General features: G+C 71.0%; 23 protein-coding genes. 10 read left to right on the plus strand and 13 right to left on the minus strand.

The window, feature by feature from the left end; genetic code table 11:
* The first annotated feature begins 95 nt into the window (after window positions 1–95).
* Complete coding sequence (locus ACN9MP_RS00285; RefSeq protein ID WP_426322891.1) at window positions 96–1,403, plus strand: D-alanyl-D-alanine carboxypeptidase family protein; 1,308 nt, start codon at window positions 96–98, stop codon at window positions 1,401–1,403.
* Window positions 1,404–1,525: 122 nt separating this feature from the next.
* Window positions 1,526–1,732, plus strand: a complete 207-nt coding sequence (locus ACN9MP_RS00290; protein WP_426322893.1) for a dodecin family protein — start codon at window positions 1,526–1,528, stop codon at window positions 1,730–1,732.
* Between the two features lie 67 nt (window positions 1,733–1,799).
* Here ACN9MP_RS00290 and ACN9MP_RS00295 read toward each other — a convergent pair whose 3' ends face one another.
* The 4 genes from ACN9MP_RS00295 to ACN9MP_RS00310 all read right to left on the minus strand — a co-directional run bounded on the left by ACN9MP_RS00295 (window position 1,800) and on the right by ACN9MP_RS00310 (window position 6,620).
* Window positions 1,800–2,075, minus strand: coding sequence for a hypothetical protein (locus ACN9MP_RS00295; RefSeq protein WP_426322895.1), 276 nt, complete (start codon window positions 2,073–2,075; stop codon window positions 1,800–1,802).
* A 68-nt stretch (window positions 2,076–2,143) separates the two neighbouring features.
* Complete coding sequence (locus tag ACN9MP_RS00300) at window positions 2,144–4,027, minus strand: FAD/NAD(P)-binding protein (RefSeq protein WP_426322897.1); 1,884 nt, start codon at window positions 4,025–4,027, stop codon at window positions 2,144–2,146.
* Complete coding sequence (locus tag ACN9MP_RS00305; protein ID WP_426322899.1) at window positions 4,024–5,400, minus strand: NtaA/DmoA family FMN-dependent monooxygenase; 1,377 nt, start codon at window positions 5,398–5,400, stop codon at window positions 4,024–4,026. The genes ACN9MP_RS00300 and ACN9MP_RS00305 overlap by 4 nt, the downstream gene beginning before the upstream one ends.
* Complete coding sequence (locus ACN9MP_RS00310; protein WP_426322900.1) at window positions 5,397–6,620, minus strand: LLM class flavin-dependent oxidoreductase; 1,224 nt, start codon at window positions 6,618–6,620, stop codon at window positions 5,397–5,399. The genes ACN9MP_RS00305 and ACN9MP_RS00310 overlap by 4 nt, the downstream gene beginning before the upstream one ends.
* A 166-nt stretch (window positions 6,621–6,786) precedes the next feature.
* On the opposite strand from ACN9MP_RS00310, the gene ACN9MP_RS00315 reads away from it, so the two are divergent.
* Both ACN9MP_RS00315 and ACN9MP_RS00320 read left to right on the plus strand, forming a co-directional pair.
* Window positions 6,787–8,073 carry an adenylosuccinate synthase gene (locus ACN9MP_RS00315; protein ID WP_426322902.1) on the plus strand — a complete coding sequence of 429 codons (1,287 nt, stop codon included), beginning with the start codon at window positions 6,787–6,789 and terminating at the stop codon, window positions 8,071–8,073.
* A 52-nt stretch (window positions 8,074–8,125) separates the two neighbouring features.
* On the plus strand, window positions 8,126–9,340 hold the full coding sequence (locus tag ACN9MP_RS00320; protein WP_426322904.1) for a lactonase family protein: 1,215 nt from the start codon (window positions 8,126–8,128) through the stop codon (window positions 9,338–9,340).
* 624 nt (window positions 9,341–9,964) lie between these two features.
* On the opposite strand, the gene ACN9MP_RS00325 is transcribed toward ACN9MP_RS00320, so the two are convergent.
* From ACN9MP_RS00325 to ACN9MP_RS00335, 3 genes are all read right to left on the minus strand, one after another.
* Complete coding sequence (locus ACN9MP_RS00325) at window positions 9,965–11,098, minus strand: flavin-containing monooxygenase (protein WP_426322906.1); 1,134 nt, start codon at window positions 11,096–11,098, stop codon at window positions 9,965–9,967.
* A 141-nt stretch (window positions 11,099–11,239) separates the two neighbouring features.
* Entirely contained in the window at window positions 11,240–12,850 is a 1,611-nt protein-coding gene (locus ACN9MP_RS00330; protein ID WP_426322908.1) for a LuxR C-terminal-related transcriptional regulator, read from the minus strand.
* 60 nt (window positions 12,851–12,910) lie between these two features.
* Window positions 12,911–14,140: an AI-2E family transporter gene (locus tag ACN9MP_RS00335; protein ID WP_426322910.1), complete on the minus strand. Its 1,230-nt coding sequence runs from the start codon at window positions 14,138–14,140 to the stop codon at window positions 12,911–12,913.
* 100 nt (window positions 14,141–14,240) lie between these two features.
* Here ACN9MP_RS00335 and ACN9MP_RS00340 point away from each other — a divergent pair, with 100 nt between their 5' ends.
* From ACN9MP_RS00340 to ACN9MP_RS00350, 3 genes are read left to right on the plus strand one after another with little or no spacing between them, the layout of a single operon-like run.
* Window positions 14,241–14,534, plus strand: coding sequence for a chorismate mutase (locus ACN9MP_RS00340; protein WP_426322912.1), 294 nt, complete (start codon window positions 14,241–14,243; stop codon window positions 14,532–14,534).
* A 48-nt stretch (window positions 14,535–14,582) separates the two neighbouring features.
* Complete coding sequence (locus ACN9MP_RS00345) at window positions 14,583–15,425, plus strand: patatin-like phospholipase family protein (protein WP_426322914.1); 843 nt, start codon at window positions 14,583–14,585, stop codon at window positions 15,423–15,425.
* Entirely contained in the window at window positions 15,422–16,531 is a 1,110-nt protein-coding gene (locus tag ACN9MP_RS00350) for a 1-acyl-sn-glycerol-3-phosphate acyltransferase (protein WP_426322915.1), read from the plus strand. Before ACN9MP_RS00345 ends, ACN9MP_RS00350 begins: the two co-directional genes overlap by 4 nt.
* A 30-nt stretch (window positions 16,532–16,561) precedes the next feature.
* Here ACN9MP_RS00350 and ACN9MP_RS00355 read toward each other — a convergent pair whose 3' ends face one another.
* From ACN9MP_RS00355 to ACN9MP_RS00380, 6 genes are all read right to left on the minus strand, one after another.
* Window positions 16,562–17,530 (minus strand): hypothetical protein, encoded by a 969-nt coding sequence (locus tag ACN9MP_RS00355; protein WP_426322917.1) that lies wholly within the window; start codon window positions 17,528–17,530, stop codon window positions 16,562–16,564.
* Window positions 17,531–17,569: 39 nt separating this feature from the next.
* Window positions 17,570–18,376 (minus strand): hypothetical protein, encoded by an 807-nt coding sequence (locus ACN9MP_RS00360; RefSeq protein ID WP_426322919.1) that lies wholly within the window; start codon window positions 18,374–18,376, stop codon window positions 17,570–17,572.
* Between the two features lie 364 nt (window positions 18,377–18,740).
* Window positions 18,741–18,878 carry a hypothetical protein gene (locus tag ACN9MP_RS00365; protein WP_426322921.1) on the minus strand — a complete coding sequence of 46 codons (138 nt, stop codon included), beginning with the start codon at window positions 18,876–18,878 and terminating at the stop codon, window positions 18,741–18,743.
* 32 nt (window positions 18,879–18,910) lie between these two features.
* Entirely contained in the window at window positions 18,911–21,244 is a 2,334-nt protein-coding gene (purL, locus tag ACN9MP_RS00370; RefSeq protein WP_426322923.1) for a phosphoribosylformylglycinamidine synthase subunit PurL, read from the minus strand.
* A 106-nt stretch (window positions 21,245–21,350) separates the two neighbouring features.
* A complete protein-coding gene (locus ACN9MP_RS00375; RefSeq protein ID WP_426322925.1) occupies window positions 21,351–22,190 on the minus strand; it encodes an aldo/keto reductase in 840 nt (279 codons plus the stop codon).
* Between the two features lie 83 nt (window positions 22,191–22,273).
* The gene (locus ACN9MP_RS00380) at window positions 22,274–22,582 is read right to left on the minus strand and encodes a putative quinol monooxygenase (protein WP_426322927.1); all 309 of its coding nucleotides are present in this window, start codon (window positions 22,580–22,582) and stop codon (window positions 22,274–22,276) included.
* Window positions 22,583–22,771: 189 nt separating this feature from the next.
* Between ACN9MP_RS00380 and ACN9MP_RS00385 the strand changes: the two genes are divergently transcribed.
* The 3 genes from ACN9MP_RS00385 (at window position 22,772) to ACN9MP_RS00395 (ending at window position 25,217) form a co-directional block, all read left to right on the plus strand.
* Entirely contained in the window at window positions 22,772–23,170 is a 399-nt protein-coding gene (locus ACN9MP_RS00385) for an ArsR/SmtB family transcription factor (RefSeq protein WP_426322929.1), read from the plus strand.
* A 2-nt stretch (window positions 23,171–23,172) separates the two neighbouring features.
* Window positions 23,173–24,153 carry an SRPBCC family protein gene (locus ACN9MP_RS00390; protein ID WP_426322931.1) on the plus strand — a complete coding sequence of 327 codons (981 nt, stop codon included), beginning with the start codon at window positions 23,173–23,175 and terminating at the stop codon, window positions 24,151–24,153.
* 155 nt (window positions 24,154–24,308) lie between these two features.
* Complete coding sequence (locus ACN9MP_RS00395) at window positions 24,309–25,217, plus strand: TerC family protein (protein ID WP_426322933.1); 909 nt, start codon at window positions 24,309–24,311, stop codon at window positions 25,215–25,217.
* Window positions 25,218–25,220: the final 3 nt, after the last annotated feature.

Here is a 25,220-nt window from a genome sequence, read left to right on the forward strand (position 1 = left end):
GTCCCAATGCTGCATGATGGAGCCACCCTTCCCGTCAGGAGATCGCCATTCCGTCGCAGCCGCCCATCGACGAGTTCGCCGATCTGCGGGAGCTCATGAGCGACGACCGCGAGTTCGACCCGGAGTGGAACGAGGTCGAGTCCGCGAAGCGCCGACGCCGACGCCGTGTCGGAGTCGTCGTCACGGCGATCATCCTCGTCGCGCTGCTCGCGTCGGTGGGCGGCTACACGGGCTGGGCGCTGTCCGCGCCCCTCCCGGCACCGGAGGTCGCCTCGCAGGAGCCCGCGGCTCCGTCACCGGCCGCGGCTGCCGTCGCCTTGCCGGGCGAGGGCGCGTGGGCCATCACCATCACGGGCGGCGACGACTATCTCGGCTCCGGAGCGAGCGGCATCTGGGCGGCGAGCGGCACCGACGAACCGCGATCGATCGCGAGCATCAGCAAGCTCGTCACCGCCCTGGTCGTCCTCGACGCCTACCCGCTCAGCGACATGAACGATCCCGGGCCCACGCTCACATTCGACAAAGCCGACCACGACCTCTACGACAAGTACTACGTCATGGGCGCGACCATCGCCGCGATGCCGATCGGCAGCACGATGTCGCTGCGCGATGCGCTGGCGACCATGCTGATCCCGTCGGCGAGCAACTACGCCGAGGCGGTGTCGACGTGGGCGTTCGGCTCGCAGGGCGCCTTCATCGGTGCGACACGGCGGTGGCTCGATGCCCACGGGCTCGGCGGCACCACCATCGTCGAGCCCACGGGGATCAGCCCGCGCAACACCAGCACGCCGGCCGATCTCCTCGCCATCGGCCGGCTGGCGGCCGCCCATCCGGTCATCGCGAGCATCTCGGCGACCCGCTCGCTCGCCCTTCCCGGCCCGGGCGGCATGGTCAACACCAACGACCTGCTGGGAACCGGCGGGATCACAGGACTCAAGACCGGCAACCTCGGACCCGGCACGTACAACCTGCTCTACACGGCCTCCGTCGATCTCAGCGCATCGCAGCGGCTCAGCGTGACGGGTGTGATGCTGGGCGGCGCCTCGCGGGAATCGGTGAATGCCGGCGTCGTCGCTCTGCTGGGCAGCATCCGTGACGGCTTCCATGACGTGCCGCTCGTGACACGCGGTCAGGAGCTGGGGTCGTACTCGACCCCCTGGGGCGGATCGGCACGGATGGTCGCGGCGAGGGATGCCTCGATCTTCACCTGGTCCGACACCCCGATCACCGTCGAGATGACGACGACGACGCCGACCGACTACCGGGACGGCGAGGTCGTCGGAAGCCTCACCTGGACCGCAGGGCCGAACACGGCGACCGTCCCCATCGAGATCGAAGGCACGATCGCGCCTCCGACGGACTGGTGGCGGCTCACGCACCCCGAGGCTCTCCGCGGCCCGTAGCCGGCGCGCGGCGGGCTCAGCCCCCTCTCTCTCATGCGGTCGGCCGGGTGGAGGAGGGCCCTTCCGCGCGCGCGGGAACGCGATCAGTATGGAGGTATCGGCATCCAACGATGGGGGTCAAGATGAGCGTTTACCGAGTGATCGACGTCATCGGCACGAGTGCCTCGTCCTGGGAGGAGGCTGCCCGGGAGGCGATCACCACCGCCGCGGGATCGCTGCACGATCTTCGCATCGCCGAGGTGACGAAGCAGGACATCGTCGTCGGCGACGACGGGGGACTTCTGTTCCGGGCGCGCGTCCAGCTCTCGTTCAAGTACGTGCCGGACTGAGCCGAAGGCTGATCGGACACCGCGCGGTGCGGGTGCCGCGCGGCCGTGCTGCCGCGCCGGCGCGGTCTCAGGCGTGCCGGCGGGTCGTCACGGCGGGCAGCACGGTGTAGAGCGCCGCGACCACGAGCACCGCGATCCCCATCCCGACGAAGGACGGATCGATGTTGAGTGCGGTCGCACCGTTCTCATCGGTGGCCCAGACGCGGGTCAGGCCGGGGATGCCGACGGCGGTCGACGTGAAGAACGACAGCATCACCGTTCCGATGACGCCGATGAAGACGACGCACACGCCGACGATGAGTCCCGTGATGGCGCGCGTCAGCACGCGGAGGCCGTTGATCATGCTGCAATATATTCACCATATATTCGACATGTCAACGATGATATTCGACAGACATGCCCGAATCCTTATCAGCTCGCAACCGGCACGGCGACGCCGAGCCGGCTGGCGATGGCCCCCGCGACGGTGTCGGTCTGACGCAGCGACAGCGAGTTCGCGGCGGGCCGGGTGAACGCGCCGGCCTCGGTCAGCGACGTGAACGGACCCAGCGCGAAGAGCGTGTCGTGCGCCGAGCCGTCGGCGCGCAGCACGCGCCCGTCGTCGGCGACACGCACCCGCCCGAGGGACCCTTCATACTCGGCATCCGTCACGCGCAGCTCACTGCCGTGCACAGTGACGAGCTCGCGCAGCGCGGCATTCGTGCTGAGGGCGGCATCGGATGCCGGCAGCCACGCGTCGACGAGCGCTCGGGCGACCGTCTCGCCGGGAACGTGGGAACTGGATGCCGCGAACCCGCGTGCGCCGATCGACACCTCGACGTCGGGCCCGAGGAAGCGCACCACCCCGGCGTCGGCGAGGGCGAGCAGCTCCTCGAGCCGATGGGGCGGCGGGCCGCTCGCGAGGTAGCTGAAGAACGTGTGCCATCGCACCGGCAGGGTGTGCGCCCGCGACCTCGCGTTCCAGCGCTCCGCCGGGATCTCGGCCAGGGCCATGAAGGACAGCAGTGCGGCCAGGAACAGGCCCTGCGCCGGGCTCCGCTCCTGCGTCGTCCGCAGCGCGAGGTCGTCGACGATGTGGTCGTACACGCTGCGCTGCATCTCGCCGGCGTCGGCGAAGCGGACGTCGGCGAACGGCCGGTCGAATATGGCCACATCGAAGCGATCGAGCGGATCTGGCACGGCGTCCGCGATCGCATCCCGGAGCGCCGGGTCGTCCCACGCGTACGCGCCCAGCACCGGGCGGAACTCCTCCCACGTGCCGACGACGCGCTCGGGGTGCCCGGTGAACAGCTCGCGGTAGTGGCCGTGCAGCAGTTCGGCGGCGATGAGCGGCCACACGTCGCGGTCGAAGTCGAGCGGGCGGCCGGACGCGACGAGCGCCGCGACCGCATCGGGCGTCAGCACCTCGCGCCGCGGCGGATCGCCCTGGAGCACCGACGTCACCTTCGAGCGGTACGGCACGCCGCGCCGCGAACCCAGGTGCAGTCGCGGCTCGCGACCGGACGGCAGGTACCGCAGAGCGCCGTCGGCGCCGCGGTCGAACCGTCCTCCGCGACCCTGCGTGAGAAGCACCACCAAGTCCACGGCAGCAAGCCCCATGCCGCGCACGATCACGTCCGCACCAGGGGCGAGCCGCGAGAGGTCGGCGTCCGCGGTGTACGCCGGAGGCACGTACACGAGCCCCCCGCCGGCAGCGGCCGCCGCCAGCCGGGCCGACGCAGGATCGGGCTCGCGCTCGTTATGGCCGAGGCAGTAGGCGACGGCATCCGTCACGATCTCGCGACCGCTCTCGAGCAGAACGCCGTGCCGTCCGTCGACGAGCGGCCGCACCGACGCCACCGTGTCGACGTGGCACCGGATCGTCACACCCGCCGGCGCGCTCGCCGCCGCGCGGCGGAAGCACCAGTCCAGGTAATGACTGTGCAGCCGTCGCGTCGGGAAGCCCTCGGCATCGAGCACGCGCGCTTCGGCGGCCGACAGTTCGTCGAGCTCCACATCGGGCAGCTCACCGGTCCGCCACCGCTCGAGCCATTCGTGAAGAGAGGGCCCAGGACGCACCGGCCCGTCGATCGTGCAGCTGTCGTCGGTGAACACGGTGACGTCGCGCGTCATCGAGTTCAGTTTCAGCAGCGGCGACTGCGCGTGACGCCAGATGCGGCCGGCGCCCGCCGGGTGCGGATCGACGAGGTCGATCTCGAGACGCGTGTCGTCGTCCGCGCGCGCGAGCAGACGCTCGAGGAGCATGGCGGCTCGCGGGCCGGCTCCGACGAGCACCAGGCGCGGACGGTCGGTCATGCCGTCGCGAGCGCCGAAGCGGGACGTGCTCGAGCTGTTCGGGGCGCCGGCAGGCCGAGCAGGTCGCGGAGCGTCGCGCCCTCCTCGTACGACCGGCGGTACGAGCCCCGCTCCTGCAGCAGCGGCACCACGCGCTCGGCGAACTCGTCGAGGCCGTGCGGCGTGAGGTGGCCGACGATCGTGAAGCCGTCCGTGGCGCGCTCCTGCACGTACCGGTCGATCTCGGCGGCGATGCGATCGGGCGTGCCGACGAACGTGTGCTGAGCGGTGAGGCGGATGACCAGTTCGCGGATGCTGAGGCCCTCGCGCTCCGACAGCTCGCGCAGCTTCGCGATGCGGGCGCGCACCGCCGCGTGCCGGTTCGCCCAGCCGCGCGCGGTCTCGGACCCGGTGTCGGGATCGACGTCGGGAAGCGGACCGTCGGGGTCGTAACCGCTCAGGTCGCGGCCCCACACCTGCTCGACGTAGGTGAGAGCGACCTCGGGACGCACCTGCTGCAGCGCGATCTCGCGCGAGCGCTCGCGGGCCTCCGCGTCGGTGTCGCCGATCGCGAACGTCGCCGCCGGCAGGATCTTGAGCGAGTCCTCGTCACGGCCGTACCCGGCCAGCCGGCCCTTGACGTCGTCGTAGAACTCCCGCGCGTCCTCGAACTCCTGGTGGAGCGAGAAGATGACCTCGGCGTGCTCGGCGCCGAACGTGCGGCCATCGGCAGAGTCCCCGGCCTGCACGATCACCGGGCGGCCCTGCGGCGAGCGGGGCACGTCGAACAGCGCGTCGACGTCGAACTGCGCGCCGCGGTGGCGCACGCGTGCGGGCACGCCGTCGTCGAGGAACACGCCGGTCGCGGCATCCGCCCGCACGCCGTCCTCGGGCCAGGAGTCCCACAGCTCCTTGGCGAGCTGGGCGAACTCACGTGCCCGCTCGTAGCGGTCGGCGTGGTCGAGGTAGCCGCCACGCCGGAAGTTGGCGCCGTGGAAGGCGTCGGAGCTCGTCACCGCGTTCCACCCGGCACGGCCGCCCGAGAGGTGGTCGAGGGTCGCCAGCTCTCGCGCCAGCTCATAGGGCTCGTTGAACGTGGTGTTGAGCGTGCCGACCAGCCCGACGTGCTCGGTGATGGCGGCGACGGCGGCGAGGATCGACAGCGTGTTCGGGCGGCCCAGCACATCGAGCTCGTGGATGCGGCCCTTGTGCTCGCGCAGCCGCAGCCCCTCGGCGAGGAAGACGTAGTCGAACAGCCCCCGCTCGGCCGTCGCGGCGAAGTGTTCGAACGACGCGAAGTCGATCTGGCTGCCGGCGCTCGGGTCGGTCCAGACGGTGGTGCTGTTGACGCCGGGGAAGTGCGCGGCGAGGTGGATCTGACGGGGACGGCTCACAGCGAGACCCTCTCTCTGACGTAACGGCTCTCGGGGCGGGCGAGGTCGAGGCGCGCGCGCAGCGTGCCGGCGCCGTCGTCCTCACGTAGGGTGCCCGTGGACCGCAGCAGCGGCACCACCTTCTCCGCGATCGCCACGACGTCGGCGGGCTGCCGCGCGGGCCGCAGGCGCACGCCGTCGACACCGGCCGCGGCGAGCTCGCGCACAGCATCCGCCACATCGGCGGGGGTGCCGACCACGATGCGCGCGTCCGACGTGAGAGGCGCACCGTCCCACTCGTCGAGGCGCTGGGCCGTGCTGCGCGCCGCCGCCTCGGTGTCCTCGATCAGCACGAGCAGGTCGGCGTGAACGCGAAGACGCTCGCGGCCGGTGCGCAGTTCGTCGGCCGCTGCATCCAGCTCGGAAAGGATGCCGGGCAGCGCGAAGCCGGGGCGGCCGTCCGCGTCGTGCGGGGTGATGAAGACGAGGTCGGCGTGCTCGGCCGCGAGCCGGTACGGCACCGTCTGATGGGCGAGCACGGTCAGGAGGGGGCGGCCCTGCGGCGACCGCGGCACGATCGAGGCCCCGGTGACCGAGAAGAACTCGCCCTCGAACTCGATGTTGTGCACGCGGTCCGCGTCGAGGAAGCGGCCGGTCGCGGCATCCCGGATGATGGCGTCGTCCTGCCAGGAGTCCCACAGCCGCGCGAGCACGTCGGCGAACTCGCCGGCTTCGCGGAAGGCGGCCAGGATCCCGGCCGAGTCCTCGACCCGGCCCGACGCCGGGATCGCGTCGACGCCCGACGATCGGCGGCCGAAGTTGGCGCGCTCGGCCGCCGAGGCTCCCGCGACCAGCCGCACGCCCGCGCGGCCCCGGCTGGCGAAGTCGAGGGTCTGGATGCCGGTCGCCACGTGGAAGGGCTCGGGGTGGGCGGTCGTGACCGTCGGCACGAGGCCGATCCGCCGCGTGAGCGGGGCGGCGTACGACGCGATGAGCACCGCGTCCAGACGGCCGCGGACACGATCGCGGCGCAGTGCGTCGACATCCTCGAACCGGTCGGTGAGCGCGAGGGCGTCCTCGATCGTCGCGAGGGCGATTCCCGCGTCGTCGGCCGTGCGCAGCAGGTCGCGCCAGTGACGGGCCGAGGTGAGATCGCGCGGGCGGGCCGAGGCCTCGCGCCACGCGGCGGGGTGCCAGCCCGACCGTTCGAGGGCGATGCCGAGATGCACCTGTTCGGTCACGGGATCCGTCCTTTCCGTCGCACAGGGCGATTCGCATTTCACGATCCCCTCGCCGCTGCCGGCGCGTCCAACGCGTGATGACACAGGAGGACTCACGGCGCCAGAAGGCGTAACGAACCATCCCGATAGGATGGGGTGTAACCGTCACATAACGGGGGAGTAGCCCATGCCAGGCATCGTGATCGTCGGAGTCCAGTGGGGAGACGAGGGCAAGGGCAAGGCCACCGATCTCCTCGGTGAGCGCACCGACTGGGTGGTCAAGTTCAACGGCGGCAACAACGCCGGCCACACGGTCGTCATCGGCGACGAGAAGTACGCGCTGCACCTGCTGCCGTCCGGCATCCTTTCGCCCGGCGTGAACGCCGTCATCGGCAACGGCGTCGTCGTCGACCTGGAGGTGCTGTTCGCCGAGCTCGAGGCGCTGCACGCGCGCGGCCTCGACACGTCGCGTCTGCGGGTGAGTGCGAACGCGCACATCATCACGCAGTACCACCGCACGCTCGACAAGGTCACCGAGCGCTTCCTCGGCAAGCGGCAGATCGGCACGACCGGCCGCGGAATCGGCCCGGCCTACGCCGACAAGATCAACCGCGTCGGCATCCGCGTGCAGGACCTCTTCGACGAGAACATCCTGCGCCAGAAGGTCGAGGGCGCCCTCGACCAGAAGAACCATCTGCTGGTCAAGGTCTTCAACCGTCGTGCGATCACGTGCGACGAGATCGTGGACGACCTGCTCTCCTACGCCGAGCGGCTGCGGCCGATGGTCGCCGACACCGGGCTCATGCTCAGCGAGGCGCTCGACGCCGGGGAGGTCGTGGTGTTCGAGGGCGGCCAGGCCACCATGCTCGACGTCGATCACGGCACCTATCCGTTCGTGACGTCGTCGTCGGCGACGGCGGGCGGTGCGTCGACGGGCTCCGGCATCGGACCGAACCGCCTTGACCGCATCGTCGGCATCGTGAAGGCCTACACGACCCGTGTCGGCTCGGGTCCGTTCCCGACCGAGCTGTTCGACGAGAACGGCGACTACCTGCGCTCGCGCGGCTTCGAGTTCGGCACGACGACCGGTCGCCCGCGCCGCGTCGGCTGGTACGACGCGCCCATCACGCGCTACGCCACGCGCATCAACGGCATCACCGACCTCGTGCTGACGAAGCTCGACATCCTCACAGGGCTCGATCGAATTCCGGTGTGCGTCGCGTACGACGTGGAGGGCCGCCGCTTCGACGAGGTGCCCGTGAACCAGTCGGACTTCCACCACGCGCAGCCGATCTACGAGTACTTCCCGGGCTGGAAGAAGGACATCTCGGGCGCACGCACCTTCGAGGACCTCCCCGTCGAGGCGCAGGAGTATGTGCTCGCGCTCGAGGCGATGAGCGGCACGCGCATCTCGGTGATCGGCGTGGGCCCAGCGCGCGACGCCGTCATCGTGCGCCACGACCTCGTCGACTGATGTCGTCCGCGGTGCGCCGGGGGGCGGCATCCGGTTCTGGGATCACGGCATCATGAGGTTCTGGCTGGGCGGCTACACCGCCGATATGGACGGCACCGCGACCGGATGGGGGATGCTGCTCGCCGGCGCGGCCGACGACGCCTCGGCAGGCGGAGCACTGGCGTTCGCGGGCGACGTCGCGGCGGCAGATTCGCCGTCGTGGCTGACGGCGCACCCGGGTTCGGTCACCGTCGCGCGGGGCGACGTCGTGTACGCCACGCTCGAGGCGCGCGGGCAGGTGCAGGCGTTCCGTCGCACGGGCGACGCGACGTTCGTGCCGCTCGGCCCGCCCGTCGACGCGGGCGAGGCCGCGTGCCATGTGGCGGTGGCGCCCGACGGCCGCTTCCTCGTCGCCAGCTGCTGGGGCGACGGGCGAGTGGTCCGGATGGACCTGGATGCCGCGGGCCGCCCTTCGTCGCCGGTGATCGCTCCTGCGGCGGTCGACCCGTACGGGCCGGGCGCCGCGGCTGAGCCTCGGGCCGGCGACATCGACCTCGCGGCGGCGGCACGCGCGCTGCGCGAAGCGGCGGGCGCCGAGTTCGCTCACCTTGTTCCGGACCACGACGCCGACGAACCGCCGACCGAGGCGACCGGTGGGGACGAGGCATCCGTCCGCCCGTCCCGTGCGCATCAGGCGGTCTTCCTGCCCGGCGGGCTCATCGCGACGACCGACCTCGGGTACGACGCGGTGCGCCTCTGGCGCGACGGCGCGAGCGGGCTGCGGCAGGTGCAGGAGGTGGCGCTGCCGATGGGCAGCGGGCCGCGGCACATGGTGTGGCACCCGAGCGGGCACCTCTATGTCGTCACCGAGACGTCGTGCGAACTGTTCGTGCTTGCGCCCTTCCCCCCTGCCACCGGGTCGGGGCCCGAGGTGTGGCGGCTGGTGGGCGGCACGCCGCTCGGCGCGGGCACGCTCCCCGGCGACAGCGCCGCGGAGCTGGCGATGTCACGCGACGCCGAGTTCCTCTATGCCGGGGTGCGCGGCAGCAACACCATCGCGACGCTTCGCGTGCGCGGCGCCGGCGAGCTCGTGCAGCCGGTCGCGCTGGTCGATGCCGGCGTCGACGGGCCGCGGCATCACCTGGTGGTGCGTGACATCCTCTTGGTCGCGGGTCAGCTCTCCGAGGAGGTCGCCTCGCTGACGCTCGACCTCCGCACCGGCGTTCCCGGCCGGGTGCGCCGGCGCGCGGCGGCGCCATCCCCGACCTGCCTCCTGCCCGCCCGCTGACGGCGGGACGGGCGCAGCGGGCGCAGCGGGGGCCGAGGCAGCGGAGGGGCGAGGCGGCGGAGGGGCGAGGGCGGCGGAGGGGGAAGGGCGCGGAGAGCCGAGGCGGCGGAGGGGCGACGGCGGCGAAACCGCGGGCCCGATCGGTGGCACCGCTGGGACTCCACACTTTCCCAAAACCCCGATGAACTTCCGGTTCACATGGCTCCCCTGGTGAACTTCCGGTTCACAGCGCCCCTGATGAACTTTCGGCTCACACAGCGCCCCTGATGAACTTCCGGTTCACAGCGCCCCTGATGAACTTTCGGCTCACACAGCGCCCCTGATGAACTTCCGGCTCACACAGCGCCGCTCATGGCTTCCGGTTCACATGGCCCCCTGGTGAACTTTCGGCTCACACAGCGCCCCTGATGAACTTCCGGCTCACACAGCGCCCTTGATGAACTTCCGGTTCGCACAGCGCCGCTCATGACTTCCGGTTCACACCGGGGCGCAGGGGACGTTCTCTGCAGAGGAAGGAGCGTGAACCGGAAGTCACATGGCCTTTTTGGCAACTGTCCGCGCGCGAGACCGCACGACGACACTTCCGCTGGCGGGTTGAGCGTGCTGTTGGGCGGTCTCGCCGGATCACGCGGCGACGGATGCGCCCTGCCGGGTGGCCGCGCGGCCCGCGCGCGCCGCGCGCGCCGACTCGAACAGGCACGACACGACGTGCGCGGCATCCCGCTCCATTCCCATGAGGGTGGGCGAGGCGACGGAGTACTGGAACGGCAGCCCGACGAAGGCGAGCCCGGGCACGCGGGTGGCGATGCCACGCTCGTGGGCGACCTCGCCGTCTTCGCCGAACGCGGCGGGGATGTCGATCCAGCGCAGGTCGGGCAGCGAGCCGGTGCACCACACGACGGTGGCGGCATCCATCCGCTCACCATCTTCGAGCACCGGTCGGCCGTCAGCGCCCAGCCCCGCGATGCGTCCCACCTGACGCACGCCCGCACGGGCGAGGTCGGCGAGATGGTTGCGCACGAGGTTCACGCCGTGGCCCCGGTTCGCGGCCGCGAAGCGGCGGCCGCGGTCGGTGTCGAGAGTCAGGCCGCGCAGGCGCCGGATGAAGACGCTGCTGACGAGATTGCCCACCGGGGTGTCGATGCTGACCGGCACCTGCCCCGGGTGGCGGCCGGCGAGCGTGGTCGCGTGACCGGATGCCGCCGCCTCGAGCGCGATGTCGGTGCCGGAGTTGGCCGCGCCGACGACGAGCACGGGTCCCGGCGCGAGGTCCTCGGGACCGTGGTAGTCCAGCGAGTGCATCGCCCGGATCGCCGGGTCGAGGTCGGCGGCGAACGGCGGAAGGACCGGCCGTTCGTGAGCGCCGGCTGCGACGACCACGCGCGTCGCGACGATGTCGTCGCCCGTCGACAGCGTCAGGCGGAACCTGCCGTCGTCGGTGAGCGAGAGCCGCTCGACGCTCGTCGAGAGGCGCACGCGGGCGCCGATCGCTGCGGCGCACTGCTCGAGGTAGTCGGCGAACTGCTTGCCGGTGGGGTAGTCGAAGAAGCCGATACCCATCCGGATGCGGGGAAGCTCGGCCCAGCGGCGCGGCGTGAACAACCGGAGCGAGCGGTAGCGTTCCCGCCACGCGTCGCCGACGCGGGCGTGACGCTCGATGACCTCGACGTCGATGCCTCGTTCGGCGAGCAGCCGCGCGGTGTGAAGGCCGGCAGCGCCTGCGCCGATGATGACCGTGTCGAGTGTTGTCGTGTTCATGATGACCTCCTTCCGCTCACGGTAGAAGCGGGGACGAGGCGCCCGAATCGGCAGAAATGACCAATTCCGCGGGGCCGTAGCATCCGTCCTCCGCTCCGCTCGACTCGGCGCGAATCCTCAATTGAGGAACGCGCCGGCGGCTCAGCGGGCGGCGGCGAGATCGTGCGCGAACGCGTACGCCGTCGCCGCGGAGCGGCTGGGCACGCCGAGCTTCGCGAGGATGCTGCCGACGTGCCGTGCGACCGTTCGCTCGCTGAGGAAGAGGTGCTCGGCGATGCGGCGGTTCGACCAGCCCCGGGCGACCAGGGCGAGCACCTCGCGTTCGCGGCGGCTGAGACCCGGATCGGATGCCGCCACCGGCGCCGCGGCCGCCACCCGCTCCAACCGCGCGAGGTCGGGGATCGCGCCCAGGCTCTCCAGCACGCCGCGCGCCGCATCGAACTCCAGCTCGGCGCCCTCCACATCGCCGATCGCCCGGATCGCCGCACCGATCGCCACCCGCGTGAGCGCGGCCTCGTACGGCGCGTCGATCCGCCGCCACGCTGCCCACGAAGCACGCAGCAACGGCAGCGCCTCAGCCGCGCGACCCTCGGCAAGCGCCAGCTCGCCGTCGGCCCGGGACGACAGCCCCCGCAGGTACAGCGTGTCGAACGCGGTGGCGCAGGCTGCGAGCTCCTGCGCGGCGGCGGCCGCGTCCGAAAGGCGGCCGCGGTCCAGCGCCACCTGCACCGCCGCGGCGAGCACCTCGGCGCGTACAGCGGGCTCCACCGCCGTGGCGCGCGCCCCCTCGAGTCCCGCCCACGCGCCCGCCAGGTCACCGGCGTCACGATTCAGCAGGGCCAGTCCGGGCTGCACGTCCAGGCCCAGGGCGGCAGCGCGGCGCAGCGCAGCCCGAGCGGGGCCCGGCCGGCCGGCGACCCGGTGCAGGTCGGCGGCCCGGTACCAGGCGTGCGCGAGCGTCTCGGGCCGCTTCTCCGTGGTGCAGACCTCCTCGGTCGCCGTGGCGGCGGCCTGCCATTCGCCCCCCAGCTGCAACACGCCCGCCCGGTGCAGCGTGCACTCGCCGCGGAAGGGCTCCAGGCCCTGCTGAGAGTCGCACCAGGCGCCGAGCTCCCGCGTCCACACGCGCGCTCGCTCCACGTCGCCGCGGCCGAGCAGGCTCGCGATCACGGCGCAGTACGCGGGCCCGGCCGCCCGGTCGCTCACGCGGCCGTCGGCGATGAGCAGCATCACCCGGTCGAGCTCGACGATGGCCTCGTCGATCCGGCCCGTCATCATCAGCGCGCGACCCAGGCTCATCGTGGCGAGGGTGAACGTGTCGGCGTCGGCGGCAGCATCCGCTCTCTGCACCGCCTCACGGAAGAGCGGGACGGATGCCTCGACCTCACCTCGCGCGAAGGTGGCGACGGCGACGCAGAGGGCGCGGACCGCCTCGGTCGCCGGCGTCGCGTCGTCGCGCGCGCAGAGTTCCATGAGCCGGCCCATCCACGCGCCGCCGCGGACGTCGTCGCCCTCCTCGCTGAGCGTGAAGCCGAGCCAGAACACGCAGCGCACGGCCGACGACAGATCGCCGTCGTCGAGGTACCGCAGGTGTGCGCGCTCCCACGCGCGCACCGAGACGTCGTCGCGCCCCACGAACCACGCCGCCTGCCCGAGCTCGTCCAGCTCGTCGCCGGCCAGCGCGGCCTCGTGGGCGACGAGCTGTTCGAACCGGCCCGTCCAGTCCACGACGGCGGCGTCGCGGATCGCCATGCGCACAGTATGGGCGCGGGCGGGCACGCCGACAAGTCCCGTGCCTGCCGCCGGGGCCGGTCAGGTCTTGGCGTCCTGCTTGGGGATGAAGACCTGCTTGATGATGAGGAGGATCGACGCGGTCACGGGGATGGCGACCAGGGCGCCCAGGAGGCCGAGCAGCGTGCCGCCGACCATCGCACCGATCACGACCAGCGCGCCGGGCACCGAGATCGCCTTGTTCATGACCTTCGGCGTGAGCACATAGGCCTCGAGCTGCATGTAGATCAGGTAGATGATCGCGAAGATCAGCGCCGGCACCCACCCGGTGAAGAGCGCGATGGTGGTCGCCGTGATCCAGTACAGCACCGAGCCGATGAGGGGGATCAGCGTGATGCAGAACGCCAGCACGCCCATCAGGGCCGGGAAGGGCAGACCGAGGAAGAGGTGCAGGAAGAACGCGACGACCGAATTGCAGAACGCCAGCACGACCATACCCATGAGATAGGCGCCGATCGAGTCGGTGATCTGGTCGGTCATCGCCGCCGCCTTCGCCCGGTTGCGGGCGGCGACGAAGCGGTTGAACGCGACCTTCATCGCGGGAAGGCCCGCCAGGAAGTACAGGCTCAGCACCAGCACGATGATGAGACCCGAGATCGTCGTGCCGACGCTGACGGCGAAGTTCACCACGCCGCCGCCGATCGCGGCGATGTTGGCCGGGTTGGTCAGGAAGGACTCCACCTGACCGGTGATCTGACCCACCTGGGAGCCGAAGGTGTCGCTCAGCCACCCGTAGAAGTCCGACTTCTGGAAATCGCTGATCGTCTGCGGCAGGTCGCTGAAGAACGCGCCGATCTGCTTCACCAGGGCCGGGATGACCAGCAGGAGCACACCGGCGAGCACGACCGCGAAGGCCGTGTAGACGATCACGATGGCCCAGGGCCGCGAGACGTTGTGACGCCCGAGCCAGCGCACGACGGGGTCGAGCCCGAGCGCCGCGAACAGCGCGAAGACGATGTAGATGATGATCGTCGAGAGGTTCCAGAACGCCAGGCCGAGTGCGATGGCGGCGAGTCCCCCGAGCGTCAGCACCAGACCGAGCCGGAACGGACTGTTGAGGTTGGCCCAGAACGTCTTGCCGGCAGGGGCCTCCCCGGTGAACACCGGGTCGGCGTCCAGCGGCGCGACCGCGTCGGCCTCGCGAGACACGAGCTGGCCGTTGGTGCCGGCCCCGGATGCCGCGGGTCCCGCGGGAGGGGGTTCGGCGGCTTCGGGAGCGGCGGCGCCGGGCGAGGGCGAGGTGTCGGTCATGGGACACACTCTAGGCCCGGGGTACCCGCGGGCACAGAGGCGTCACACCGCCGGAGCGCCGCGGTCGCTCGGGTATCGTCGAGGGGCGAGGAGGACCGCCATGACCGAAGATCCCACGACGACGCTGGCTCGGCTGCGCAGCAGCATCGACAACATCGACGCCGCCCTGGTGTATCTGCTGGCGGAGCGCTTCAAGGCGACCAAGCAGGTGGGTCATCTGAAGGCCGATCACGGCATGCCCCCCTCCGACCCCGCGCGCGAGGAGCAGCAGGTCGCCCGCCTGCGCAGCCTCGCCGAACAGGCCGACCTCGATCCGGCGTTCGCCGAGAAGTGGTTCAACTTCGTCGTCGCCGAGGTCATCCGCCACCACACCGAGGCAGCCGACAGCCGCTGACGGCACCTTCCCGCGGGATCGGGCACCGCACCGCAATAGGGTGTGGACATGACGGTGGCGTTCGTCCTCGGCGGCGGTGGCGTCCGGGGCGCGGTCGAGATCGGCATGCTGCGCGCCCTCCTCGAGTCCGGCATCCGGCCCGATGTCGTGGTGGGCACGTCGATCGGCGCCATCAACGGCGCGCTCGTCGCCAGCGACCCGACCCCGACGGTCGTCGAGCGCCTGCTCGACGCGTGGACGTCGCCCGAGGCGAACGCCGTGTACGGCGACTCGCTGTTCGCCCAGTTCACGCGGCTCGTGAAGACGAAGACGCACCTCAACTCTCCGGCGCCGCTGCGGCACCTGCTCGAACGCGCGCTCGGCGCTGACGCCACGTTCGAAAGCCTCCCCGTGCGGCTCCGCGTCGTCGCGGCGAGCATCGAGCGCGCTGCGGAGCACGTGTTCGAGTCGGGTCCGCTGGTCGAGGCGATCCTCGCGTCGGCCTCCGTGCCAGGACTCCTGCCGCCGACGCGCATCGGGGACGAGCACTTCATCGACGGCGGGATCGTGAACTCGATCCCGATCGAGCAGGCGGTGCAGGCCGGGGCGGGAACCGTCTATGTGCTGCAGGTCGGTCGCATCGAGACGCCGCTGGTCGCACCCAGGTCGGCGGTCGACACGGCCCGCGTCGCGTTCGAGATCGCGCGCCGCCATCGCTACGCGCGCGACGTCGCGACGCTGCCCGAGGGGGTCGCCCTGCACGTGCTGCCCAGCGGGGGCGGGCTCGACGGCGACGACTCGCTGCTGTCGTACCGCCGCATGGACACCGTCCGCCGCCGCATCGACCTCGCGTATGAGGCGAGTCGCGCCTTCCTCGCCGACCGCGGCCTCGGAACGCGGGAGGGAGCATGATGCGCCTGCCGCCGACGTGGGTGCGCCGCATCCTTCTCGCACCCCTCGTGATCGTCGCCGCGGTCGTCATGCTGGTGCTCACACCGCTGTGGCTGATCGTCGCCCTGGCGCTCACCGCCCTCGTGCCGGGGCGTTTCCGGCTGCCGCGCGTGCTCTGGCTCGTGACCGTGTACCTGCTCTGGGACGCGATGCTCGTGATCGCGATGTTCGCGCTGTGGATCGCGTCGGGTTTCGGCGCCGCCCTCCGGCGACCGGGGTTCGTGACGGCGCACTACGCACTCGGCGGGTGGGCGCTGCGCGCGCTGTTCTGGATCTTCGGCGGCGTGCTGCGTCTGACGATCACCACCACGGGACGCGACGAGGCCGACGACCTCGTGCGGCTGCCCTGGCGCAGAAGGGACCGGGATGCCGCCGTCCCGGGTCGCGCCGCGTTCGACAGCCTCTTCGCGCCCGGCGCGCCGCTGGTGGTCGCGAGCCGTCATGGGGGGCCGGGCGACTCGTTCGTGCTCATCCACACCCTCCTCAACCAGGTGGCCCGCCGGCCGCGGATCGTGCTGAAGTACACGCTCCAGTGGGACCCGGCGATCGACATCCTGCTGCACCGCATCCCGGCGCGGTTCATCGTGCCGTCCGGCTTCGGCAACGGCCGTGCCGGCGGCGGCGCCTCGGTGGAGGAGGCGCTCGGCGACCTCGCCGCCGGCCTCGGCCCCGAAGATGCGTTCGTCATCTTCCCCGAGGGCGGTCAGGTCAGCCCCTCGCGCCGCCGCTCGCGCATCCAGAGGCTGCGCGCCTCGGGACGGGTGGCGATGGCCGAGCGCGCCGAGGCGATGGTGCACGTGATGGCACCGCAGCCCGGAGGCATGCACGCGGCTCTGGATGCCGCCCCCGACGCCGACGTCGTCTTCATCGCCCACACGGGGCTGGAGAAGCTGGTGACGCTGAGGGACATCTGGCGCGAGCTGCCGATGGACAAGAGCATCACGATGCGGGCGTGGCGCGTGCCGCGGGCGGAGATCCCCGACGGGCTGGACGCGCGTGCCGCGTGGCTCTTCGACTGGTTCGCCCGCATCGACGCCTGGATCGACGCCCACCCCGAGCTGTCCTGAGGGACGAGGTTCGTCCCGGCTTGCGGACCGTCAGCGGTGGGGCTTGGGATGGGTCACGCGGCCCGGGGAGTCGCCGTTTGTGCGGGACGGCACCGGCCAGGTGGCCGTCGGCGGGGTCGTGCTGGGGCGCTTCGGCGCGGGGATCGTCTCGGGCTGCAGCCCGGGTTCTGCGGCCGGAGTCGCCGGACTCACCGGAGCCTGCGCACTCGCGGGGGGAGCGGCATCCGTCGCCGTCGTCGTCGGGGCGACCGGCCCGAGTTCGAGCATCACCTTGTTCTCGAGCACCTCGATCGCCTCGTCGGAGATCGAGATGAGGCCGTCGAGCTCCTCACGCACCCGGCGGTAGGCGAGCTGGCGCTCGGCGGGCGTCGCGGCCTCGTCGATGGCGACCGTGAGGAGCTTCTTCGCGGTGTCGAGGCGCTTGCGCTCGTCGTCGGTGAACGACGAGTCGCGGAGGCGACGGGCATCGCGCTCGGCGACGTCGAAGGCGACCTCGAAGTCGGCGACCGCGTTGCGGTACTCCGCGAGCTGCTCCTTCGACAGCCGGGCCTTCGGCGAGGCGGGCCGCAGGCCGTCGGCGATGCGCTTGGCGCGCAGGAAGGCAGCCGTGAGCGGCTGACGGCCGTCGCTCATGGCGGGGAAGGCGATGATCTTCGCGACGTCGAGCTCGTACTCGAGCCACCGCGCCGTGACCGCGTCGTGGGTCGCGAACAGGCGCTCGAGCTGTGTCGCCTGCGTCTCGCGTGCGGCTGCCGACGCGGCGCCGGGGGCCGTGGTCGCCGTCGGCGCCGTGATGGGAGGAAGGGATGCGGCGGGCACCGCCTTGCCGCGGGCAGCGGCCTGGGCTACCTTCAGCTCCGCCTTCGCGTGCATCACCTCGAGGCGGCGCTTGTGGCGCATGCGCGCGCCACGCTCCCAGGCATTGCCGACCATGCCCAGGACGCCTATGAACGGGAAGACGAGCCACCAGAAGCTCCCCGCGAACTCCCAGAACTGCACAGTGTCATGCTAACGGCCGCTCGCGGTCAGGTGGCGGCCTCAGGGCACCCTGCCAGCGGGAGGTTCGCCGGTGCGGGGCGGCGGTATGCGCGCGATCAGCGCCGGAAGCCGGTCGGCGATCTCTGCGAGCACCGCGGCGGCGGCCGTCAGCCCGGCGGCCGTCGCCGCTCCGGGCGACGCCGGGGCGCGGGTGGCTCCGGGGACCCCTGCCGCCCGCTCGGCGTCGTCGAACGTGGCCTCCAGGTGGCGCACGGCGACGCGGTACTCCAGGTACTGGTGCGGCGTCACGCGGTCACGCAGGGTCGGACGCTTCGCGAGCGCCTCGCGCTGGGCGCGCAGGAAGACGACGGTCGCGGGATGCCGCGAATCGGTCATCTGCGGATACGCCAGCGCTTTGTCGACGTCGGTCTCGTACGCGAGCCACCGGGTGTTGACCGCGTCGTGGGCGGCGTAGAGCCGGTCGATCGGGAGGGGATCCTGGGACGAGCTGGCTCGGTACTGCTCGTACCCGGCCCGCACGCGCGTCCTGCTGGCGCGGAGGGCGAGGGATGCCGTCCTCTCATCCTGCTTCGCCGCCTGCAGCTCGCGCCGCACGTCGGCGGGAGGGAAGGGGGACCCGCCTCGCGACTTCGCCGTCAGCATGTCGGCGTGCGCCGTGCGCACGCGCGCCTTCGCGGCGACGAGGTCGCGGTACGCCTGCGACTCCTCGGCGCGGGCAGCATCGAGCTCGAGGCGGCGGGCCCGGCGCGTGCGCGTCGTCAGGCCGGCATAGGTCGCCGCTCCGGCGCCCGCGGCGGCCGGGGCGACCCACCACCAGCTCGCGACGATGAGGAGGATCGGCTCCACCCTGCCATGGTAATCGCGATATAACGCTTTGTCCCCGGGAGTCTGCTGATACCGCGCGCGACGGCAGCGGTGCGCGGAGGGGCCGGCCGGATCTCTCGCCAGAAGATCGGCAGGACCCCCAGGGCGGTCGCTGCCAGGCAGGCACGTCCCGTAGGCCCTGTGTGAGTTCCGGCTCACACGGCTCTCCCGCTGTACGGGATCGGAGACCCAGTGCGTGTGTGAACCGGAAGTTCATCGGGGTTTTCGCGGAGTGCCGTCCCCGATCACGGATGCCGGGCACACAGCGAGCCGCAAACGGCAAGCCGAATGCAGCAGGCGCCGGCAGCCAAGCCCGCGAATTCTCGCGCCGGAGCCGCCCGAGAGGTCAGCCGAAGAGGAGGGCGAAGACGGTGGCGCCGCCGCCGACGAGGATCAGGGCGACGATCGTCACCCACGCGATGATCTTGACGCGGCGCTGCCGGACGTCGTTGAAACCGCTGTACTCGTCGTCGTCCGCCGCCATGCGTCCTATCCTACGTTCGCCCCGACCGCGGTTCAGGCGGTGTGCTCGGTGATGATCGGGCCGAACGCGTCCGGGAGCGTCGACGTCGAGAGGTCGCGCAACTCGGTCAGCGGCACCGTGAAGAGGCCCTGCACCTCGAGCGCCGGCTCGTCGCCGTGCGCGGCCGAGTCCGTCACGCCGATGCGCAGCACAGGGTAGCCCCGGCCCTCGCACAGCCCGCGGAACTTCACGTCGTCCTCGCGGGGCACCGACACGATGACGCGGCCCGTGGACTCCGAGAACAGGGCGGTGGCAGCATCCACCCCGTCCCGCTCCTGGATCTCGTTGAGCCACACGCGAGCACCCACCCCGAAGCGCATGACCGACTCGGCGAGGGCCTGCGCGAGGCCGCCCGACGACAGGTCGTGCGCCGACGACACCAGCGACTGCTGCCCGGCCGCGTGGAGCAGCTCCGCGAGCTTCTTCTCCTGGCCGAGGTCGACCGCCGGCGGGCGACCGCCGAGGTGGTCGTGGATCGTGCCGGCCCACTGCGAACCCGAGAGCTCGGTGGCCGTGACGCCGAGCAGGTAGATGTTCTCGCCCGGATCCTGCCAGCCCGACGGGATGCGGCGCGCCACGTCGTCGATGATCCCGAGCACGCCGACCACCGGCGTGGGGAAGATGGGCTGGTCGCCCGTCTGGTTGTAGAACGAGACGTTGCCGCCGGTGACGGGTACGCCGAGTTCGAGGCATCCGTCCGACAGGCCGTCGACGGCCTGCGAGAACTGCCACATCACCTCGGGGTTCTCGGGCGAGCCGAAGTTGAGGCAGTCGGTGACGGCAGTCGGCTCCGCGCCGGTGACGGCGACGTTGCGGTACGCCTCGGCCAGCGCCAGCTTCGCGCCCTGGTACGGGTCGAGCTGGCAGTAGCGCCCGTTGCAGTCCGTGGCGATCGCGAAGCCGAGACCCGAGTGCTCATCGACGCGGATCATGCCGGCGTCGTCGGGGAACGACAGGGCGGTGTTGCCCATCACGTAGTAGTCGTACTGGTTCGTGACCCACGACGTGTCGGCGAGATTCGGGCTCGCGACAAGCCGGGTGAACTGCGACCGCAGCGTCTCCGCGTCGTTCGAACGCGGAAGAGCGGATGCCGAGTCCTCGCGCAGCGCGTCGATCCAGGTCGGGTAGGCGACGGGGCGCTCGTAGACCGGGCCGTCGACCGCCACGGTCGACGGGTCGACGTCGACGATCTGCTCGCCGTGCCAGAAGATCTGCAGGCGCCCGTCGCCGGTCACCTCGCCGAGGACCGAGGTCTCGACGTCCCACTTGCCGACCACCTCGAGGAACGCGTCGAGCTTCTCGGGCGCGACGATCGCCATCATGCGCTCCTGGCTCTCGCTCATGAGGATCTCCTCGGGCGTGAGCGTCGGGTCGCGCAGCAGCACCTTCTCGAGATCGACGCGCATGCCCGAGCCGCCGTTGGCGGCGAGCTCCGACGTGGCGCACGAGATGCCCGCGGCGCCGAGGTCCTGGATCGCCTCCACCAGCTCGTCGCGGTACAGCTCGAGGCAGCACTCGATGAGCACCTTCTCGGCGAACGGGTCGCCGACCTGCACCGCGGGCCGCTTGGTCGGGCCGCCGTCGGCGAAGGTGTCGGAGGCGAGGATGGATGCCCCGCCGATGCCGTCGCCGCCCGTGCGGGCGCCGAACAGCACGACCTTGTTGCCGGCACCGGTCGCATTCGCGAGCTTGAGGTCCTCGTGGCGGAGGACGCCCACCGCGAGCGCGTTGACGAGCGGGTTGCCCTGGTACACCGAGTCGAACACCGTCTCGCCGCCGATGTTCGGCAGGCCCAGGCAGTTGCCGTAGAAGCTGATGCCGCTCACCACGCCGTGCACGACGCGCGCGGTGTCGGGGTTGTCGATGGCGCCGAAACGCAGCTGATCCATCACGGCGACCGGGCGCGCACCCATGGAGATGATGTCGCGGACGATGCCTCCGACGCCGGTGGCGGCACCCTGGAACGGCTCGATGTAGCTCGGGTGGTTGTGCGACTCGACCTTGAAGGTGACCGCCCAGCCCTCGCCGATGTCGACGACGCCCGCGTTCTGGCCCATGCCGACCATGAGCCGCTCGCGCATCTCGTCCGAGACCTTGTCGCCGAACTTGCGGAGGTAGATCTTCGACGACTTGTACGAGCAGTGCTCCGACCACATGACGGAGTACATCGCCAGCTCGCCCGACGTGGGGCGGCGGCCGAGGATCTCGCGGATCCTGTCGTACTCGTCCGGCTTGAGACCGAGCGCCGCATACGGCTGTTCCTTCTCCGGCGTGGCGGCGGCGTTCTCGACGGTATCGGCGACAGCGGTCTGGGAGGGGGTGGTCACGCGGCTCAACTCCAGGAAATCGGGGATGCCGGACCGGAACAGTCTAGTTCGTCCGCGCGGGCATCCCTCGTTCGCACGACGCACGGTGGAGCTGCGCAGGCGGTGGCTACAGCATGGGGAGCCTGCGCGGCCGCGGGCCGAGCGGGAACGCCGCGTCGATTCGAGTGAGCTCGGCATCGCTCAGGCGCAGCGCGCCCGCGCCCGCGTTGTCGTCGGCGTGCTCCGGGCTGGATGCCTTGGGGATCGCGAACATCGACGGCCGCCGCGTCAGGAAGCGCAGCGCCACCTGGCGTGCGGTGGCGCCGTGGCGAGCCGCGATCTCCTCCAGCACGCGGCCACCCGGCGTGCGCGGGCCGGGGAAGTGGCCATGGCCGAAGGGACTGTAGGCGACGACGGCGACATCGTGGTCCTCGCACCAGGGCAGCACGGCGTGCTCGATCGCGCGCTCGCCCAGATGGTAGAGCACCTGGTTGCAGGCGATCCGGCCCTCGCCTCCTGCTCTCCAGGCGGCATCGAGATCGGGCACGTCGAAGTTGCTCACTCCCCAGGACAGGATCTTCCCCTGTTCACGGAGCCGCTCGAAGCCGGCGAAGGTCTCTTCGAGCGGGTGCGGGCCGGGCCAATGCAGGAGGTAGCAGTCCAGCCTGTCGGTGCGCAGGCGCGAGAGCGAGCGCTCGCAGGCGGCTACGGTCCCGCGCCGCGAGGCGTTGCCCGGCAGCACCTTGGAGACGAGGAAGACGTCCTCACGCCGACCGGCAATGGCCTCGCCGACCACGATCTCGGCATCGCCGTACATCTCGGCGGTGTCGATGTGGGTCATGCCGAGATCGAGGCCGTGGCGCAGGGCGGCGACCGCCGTCGGCCGGTGCGCATCGTCGATGTACCAGGTCCCCTGGCCGATCACCGCGACCTCGCGCGACACGGGGCCGAACGGGCGCTGCTCCATGGTCTCTGATCCCGGCGAAGACGGCCCGTGCTGTCCGGCGGCGGGTGTCACGCGGTCACCGCTTTCCGCAAGCGCCACCCGCTCTACGCGGGCTGCTTCTCCGCGACGACATCGACCGGCTCGATCGTGGGCTCCGCGAACAGCACACCCGTGTTCTGACCGAGCGCTTTCCCGACCTCTCCTGACAGGTGCGCCTGTCGCCCGTCTTCGTCGGGGAACGCGTCGAAGATGCCGAACGACGAGGGTCCGAACTGGACTGCGAACCACCTGACGGTCTTGGGCTCGCCCTGGACGATCGACAGCCCCTGGTTCAGGAAATCACGGACGTCCCCCTCCTTGCCGGGCAGTGCTTCCAGGCGTACAAGAATCGCTTTGCTGACCTGTGTGGCCATCTGGGTCTCCCTTTGCTCGGTTCATGTCGTCGTGAGACGAGAACGCGGCTGCGGCAGCCCCGGCGACCGTCTCATCCTGCTCGCCCCCGCCCGGCACACTCCTAACGCCTTGACGCGGGAACGGGCACCTGCTACGCCGCTGACGAAAACAGTTGACGGATGCCGCACCCCGGCGTAACCTACAACCAAATGGTTGTAGGAATTGAGCTCAGCGATGACGAGATCGACCGCGTGTTCCATGCACTGGCAGCGGCGACCCGGCGCGACATCCTGCGTCGGACGCTCGCGGGCGAGTACTCCGTATCGACGCTCGCCCGCGAGTACGACATGTCGTTCGCGGCCGTGCAGAAGCACGTCACCGTGCTCGAGGCCGCCGGCCTCATCGTCAAGCGGGCCGAGGGCCGCGAGCGCCTCGTCCGGGCGGACCCCGAGATGATCGCCCGCGCCCGCGCGCTCCTCGCACGCTACGAGGACATGTGGCGCGCCCGCATCGACCGGCTCGACGCACTGCTCGCCGAGCCCGCCGGCAGCCCCGGCACCCCCACCACCGAAGAACCGAAGAACGAACGCAGGAACGAAGGAGAATGACGATGCCCGTCACCGACGTCACCACCGACCCCGAGGCGCTCACCCTGACGCTGACCGCGGACTTCGCCGCCCCGGTCGAGCGCCTGTGGGGGGCCTTCACCGACCCGCGGCAGCTGGAGCGCTTCTGGGGCCCGCCCGGATACCCCGCCACGTTCACCGAGTTCGACCTCGCCGCCGGCGGTCGGGCGCGGTATCACATGACCAGCCCGAAGGGCGAGGAGTTCCACGGGGTGTGGGAGTTCCTCGAGATCGAGGGCCCGCGCTCGTTCACGGCGCTCGACTCGTTTGCGAACGCCCAGGGCGAGATCCTCGCCGAGATGCCGACGTCGCGCATGGTGTTCACCTTCGAATCGACGCCCACCGGCTCCCGCCTCGTGAACACCACGCACTTCGATTCCGCCGAGGCGCTCGAGAAGGTCGTCGCGATGGGTGCGGTCGAGGGCTCGACGCTGGCCATCAACCAGCTCGACCGGGTGCTGGCCGGCCTGCGGGAGTACGCCGGCGGCAAGGGCACGCAGACCGAGATCCTCGATGACACCCACGTGCGCATCACGCGTCTCATCGACGGGCCCGTCGACCTGGTGTGGCGCGCGCACCAGGAGCCCGAGCTCATGCAGCAGTGGCTGCTCGGACCCGACGGCTGGCGGATGTCGGTGTGCGAGGTCGACGGCTCGGTCGGCGGTCGCTACCGCTACGAGTGGGAGCCCCTGGAGGGCACCGAGGGCGAGCGCTTCGGGTTCGACGGCGAGACCCTTCTCTCGGAGGCGCCGCGCCGGGCGGTCACGACCGAGCACATGACGGGCACGGACTTCCCGTCGACGCTCAACGACCTGAACCTCGAGGAAGAGGACGGAGCGACCCTGATCACGCTCCTCATCGAGTACCCCGACAAGCAGACCCGCGACATCGTGCTCGCCACCGGCATGACCGACGGCATGGAAGCAAGCTACGGCCGCCTGGAAGGCGTGCTCGCCGGCGTCTGACGCGTGCGCCCGGCAGAACTCCACGGATCTCGCGCTCGCGCCCGCCATCCCGCCCCCGGCGGGGGCCGGACGGTGCGGATCCGTGGAGTTCTGCATGCGATCGAGAGGATCCGCCCGCGTCAACCCCGCAAACTGGGCGGCGAGTGGCCTCTACGATGACGAAGGTGGACTTCTCCCTCGAATTCACCCCCGACCTCATCGCCGTCTTCATCACGCTGTTCGTGCTCGAGATCGTCCTCGGCGTCGACAATGTCATCTTCATCTCGATCCTCGCGTCCAAGCTTCCGAAGGAGCAGCAGGCCAGGGCCCGCAACCTCGGTCTGACGCTCGCGATGGTGATGCGCGTGATCCTCGTGCTCTTCGCCGGATGGATCATCACGCTCAAGAACGACGTGTTCTTCATCGGGGAGATGGGCTTCTCGTGGAAGGACCTCATCCTCATCGCGGGTGGTCTCTTCCTCGTCTACAAGGCCGTGACGGAGATCCACCACAAGCTCGAGGGAGCCGAGGAGGAGCACGGCGGCGTCGGCCGCAAGACCGTCACCTTCGGCTCGGTCCTGCTGCAGATCCTGCTGCTGGACCTGGTCTTCTCGCTCGACTCGGTGATCACCGCCGTCGGCATGACCGAGAACCTGCTGGTCATCATCACCGTCGTCGTGCTGTCGTTCGGCATCATGCTCTTCGCGTCGCGCTTCATCTTCGCGTTCGTCAACAGGCACCCCACGGTGAAGATGCTGGCGCTGTCGTTCCTGCTGCTCATCGGCGTCTTCCTCGTCGCGGAGGGCTTCGAGATCAAGATCGACAAGGCCTTCATCTACGGGCCGATGGCGTTCGCGATCTTCGTCGAGGCCCTCAACCTGGCCTCCGCCGCCCGCAAGGCCAAGCGTGAGAGGCGGGAGCAGCACGCGGTGCAGCTCCGCCCGCAGTACCCCGACGCCGACGAGTCGGTCGCCGTCGCGGCGGCGCTCTCGAAGGACTCGCGCGCGGGCTCGGTGGGCCTGTCGTCGAAGCCCGTGGCGGGCGACGCCGCCTCCCTGGCCGAGGAGCGCCAGGGCCTCGGCTGATCC

Source organism: Microbacterium sp. E-13, from assembly GCF_049912955.1.
Classification (GTDB): domain Bacteria; phylum Actinomycetota; class Actinomycetes; order Actinomycetales; family Microbacteriaceae; genus Microbacterium.